Below are 3,501 nucleotides of genomic sequence, written 5' to 3' on the forward strand. Positions count from 1 at the left end.
ATCGTGGACACCATAAAATTTGAATAAGATACAGCCCATGATCTCATTGAAGCAGCACAGATAGATGGAGCCGGAAGATGGACCATGTTGCGTTCAGTCATTCTTCCCTCGATCATGCCATCAATTACCATCTGCAGCTTCCTCACCCTTACGAACGGATTCAAGCTCTTTGACCAGAACCTTGCTCTCACAGCTGGTGCTCCTGGAAAGCAGACAGAGATGTTGGCACTCAATATCTTCAACACCTTCTATGGCCGCAGTGGATTTGAAGGGGTAGGTCAGGCAAAAGCAGTGCTCTTCACCATCTTGGTTGCGATCATTGCCCTAAGCCAGCTTCGTCTTACCCGTAACAAGGAGGTAGAGGCATGAACCTGCAAACCAAAGAGAAACGGATCAACTATGGTTTGATCATTATCCTTTCCCTCCTGACTATTCTGTTCATCTCACCAATCTTGATCGTACTGATGAATTCTTTTAAATCAAAGCTGTTCATTTCCAATGAACCATTTTCCTTTCCCAATCCTGATACTTATGCAGGAGGGGAGAACTATATAACTGGATCAGAAAAGATTAAGTTCTTTGATGCATTCGGCTATTCACTGTTTATCACCGTCTTCTCCGTGATCAGCATCTCACTGGTTACGAGCATGCTTGCCTGGTATATAACCAGGGTGAAAACAAAGTTCACCAACTTTGTCTATTATTTGTTGGTGTTCTCCATGATCGTCCCTTTCCAGATGGTCATGTTTACGATGAGTAAGACGGCCAATGTTCTTCATCTGGATAATCCAGTTGGTATTATTGTGCTCTATGTAGGATTTGGTGCAGGACTGGGAACCTTCATGTTCAGTGGATTCATTAAAAGTATTCCCCTCAGTCTGGAAGAGGCTGCCATGATCGATGGAGCTGGACCTGTAAAGACGTACTTCCTCATTGTCTTTCCGATGCTTAAGCCAACTGCGATCACGGTTGCCATCCTTAATTCCATGTGGATCTGGAATGACTACCTGCTCCCTTACCTGACCATTGGAACAGAGTACAAGACGATTCCTGTTGCCATCCAGTACCTGAGAGGTGGCTATGGAGCGGTCGATATGGGGGCTATGATGGCAATGCTGGTCTTGGCCATGGTCCCGATCATTGCTTTCTATCTTGCAGCACAGAAGCACATCATCCGTGGTGTAGTTGCTGGCGCTGTGAAGGGTTGATGACAATGGGAAGTATTTATCATGAGAGGGGTGTGCAACGATGAATAGCAAGCATAAACGAGATGCCGGTATTCTCTTGCACATCACCAGTCTTCCTTCTCCTTATGGTATCGGGGACTTGGGGCGTAATGCCTATGCTGTTGCCGATTGGATGGAAAAGGCTGATATCCGCCTCTGGCAACTCTTGCCGCTCAATCCAACAGGATTTGGGAATTCTCCCTATGCTCCACGTTCCACGTTTGCCGGCAATGAGTTGCTCATAGATCTGGAGTCGTTGATGCATGAGGGATTCCTTTCCTCTGAGGATTTGCTTTCCTTGCCATCTTTTCCAGATGATAGAGTGCATTTTCAACTGGTGCAGGAGCGAAAATTACCTCTCTTGAAGAAAGCGGCACGGACTTTTCTTGCTGCCAAAAAGGATAAAGAGGATGCGTTTCTCTGCTTTTGCAATGAGCAAGCATTCTGGTTGGATGATTATGCGCTTTTTATGGTCCTCTATGAGACCTATCATGATGCTAGGTGGTTCAGCCAATGGCCTGAAAGCTTTGCAAAACGTGATAAGAACGTATTGAGGGAGTTTTGTGAGGAACACAAGAGTGAGATTTCCATCTGGAAGGTGCTGCAGTACTTCTTTGCTTTGCAGTGGGATGCATTCAAACAGTATGTGAATGCAAAGCGTATTCAACTGGTAGGTGATGTTCCCATTTTCGTGGCAGCTGATAGTGCAGATACCTGGAGCAACATACATCTGTTCAAGACGGATGATGAAGGGCATTTCAGCGCTGTCAGTGGTGTACCTCCAGATATCTTCAGTGCAACTGGGCAGCTTTGGGGCAATCCTGTTTATGACTGGAAAGTTCTTGAGGCAGAAGGGTACCAGTGGTGGATCAAGAGATTGGAGAGATTGTTTGCCATGATTGATATTCTGAGAGTCGATCACTTCAGAGGGTTCGATGCATACTATGAGATACCAGCTGGGGATAAAACCGCGGAACGTGGTAAATGGATTGATGTAGATGGTAAAAGTTTTTTCAAGAAAGTGCGAGACCACTTTGGATCAGTTCCCATCATTGCAGAGGATCTTGGGTTGATGACTGACTCAGTTGAAGCATTGCGGGATGACAATGGATTTCCCGGAATGAAAATATTGCAATTTGGATTCAGCAAGGATGAGAAAGGGAGAAGTAATTATTATGATGATTTTCTGCCGCATAACTGGCAGGAGAACTTTGTAGCGTATACCGGTACCCATGACAACAACACCACCCTTGGATGGTTCAAGTCCCTGGATGTACAGGATAAGGAGATGGTACTTACCTATCTTGATTGCAAAGAGAATGAGGTGTTGCGTAAGATGATACGTACCCTGATGCTTTCCTGTGCTCGTACAGCCATCATCCCCATGCAGGATCTCTTGGAGAAGGATGAGGAAGCAAGGATGAACTATCCTTCAACTTGCAATGATGTCAATTGGAGTTGGAGAGCTACTGCAGAAGAGTTTACTGATGAAATTGCTCATGAGCTGGCCCACCTGGTTGCAATATCTGCCAGAAATGGGCTGCTGGGAAATTGAATGTGGCGCCCTAGGGTGTTCATATACCTTCCTGACAAGGCCGGAACTGCAAGGTTCCGGCCTTGCTCCGTCTCTCAAGCCTTGCTACAGTAAGGCATGAGTACCCTGCACTTTGGAACATGTTCGTGGAAGTATGAGAGTTGGGAAGGATTGGTATATGAGCCTGGTAGTACCGAGCGGTACCTTGCCCAGTATGCCAATACCTATGATTCGGTGGAAGTGGATAGATGGTTCTGGTCGTTGGGAAAGCGAAGCTATGGGCTTCCTGACCCCCATGATGTGAGAGAATATGACCAGGATACTCCTGACAGCTTTAGGTTTACCATCAAATGTCCAAACACCTTGACCCTTCCATTCAGTTACCAGAGCAAGAGTGAACCAAACCCTTGGTTTCTTGATGCCGAAGTGTTTTATCAGTTCATTGAAACCCTTGAACCCCTTATCCCGAAAATAGGCTTGCTGATGTTTCAGTTTGGATACCTGAACCGTAGTATGTTCAAGGATCGTGATGAGTTCCTGGAATCCCTTGACAGGTTCTTCTCCTTGCTCCCTGATTCTCTTCCCTATGCAGTTGAGCTCAGAAATCCTGCATGGATGGATGCTTCCTACTTCTCCTTCCTCGAGGAACGGCAAATAGGTCCTGTATTGCTCTCAGGATACTGGATGGATGATCTTGCCACCCAATTACAGAGAGCAGGGTCCCGCCTCCATTCTCCATTC

At 46.2% G+C, this 3,501-nt stretch carries 3 protein-coding genes and 1 pseudogene; all 4 read left to right on the forward strand.

The features are described 5' to 3' along the window. Positions 1–39: 39 nt before the first annotated feature. Positions 40–369 (forward strand): annotated as a pseudogene (locus tag JF818_RS09165) (carbohydrate ABC transporter permease); the annotation flags it as partial. After that, complete coding sequence (locus tag JF818_RS09170) at positions 366–1,208, forward strand: carbohydrate ABC transporter permease (protein WP_198891713.1); 843 nt, start codon at positions 366–368, stop codon at positions 1,206–1,208. The pseudogene JF818_RS09165 and the gene JF818_RS09170, both read left to right, overlap by 4 nt. Positions 1,209–1,248: 40 nt before the next feature. Beyond that, on the forward strand, positions 1,249–2,781 hold the full coding sequence (gene malQ, locus JF818_RS09175) for a 4-alpha-glucanotransferase (protein WP_198891714.1): 1,533 nt from the start codon (positions 1,249–1,251) through the stop codon (positions 2,779–2,781). Positions 2,782–2,877: 96 nt separating this feature from the next. Next, positions 2,878–3,501 (forward strand): DUF72 domain-containing protein (locus tag JF818_RS09180; RefSeq protein ID WP_198891715.1); only part of this gene is annotated, 624 nt, incomplete at its 3' end.

It is taken from the genome of Sphaerochaeta sp. S2, from assembly GCF_016406725.1.
GTDB lineage: Bacteria > Spirochaetota > Spirochaetia > Sphaerochaetales > Sphaerochaetaceae > Sphaerochaeta.

What these genes read in the sequence shown, in the direction of transcription:
- JF818_RS09170 (WP_198891713.1), top strand. Translation starts at nt 366, where the DNA reads ATGAACCTGCAAACCAAAGAGAAACGGATCAACTATGGTTTGATCATT.
- malQ (WP_198891714.1), top strand. Translation starts at nt 1,249, where the DNA reads ATGAATAGCAAGCATAAACGAGATGCCGGTATTCTCTTGCACATCACC.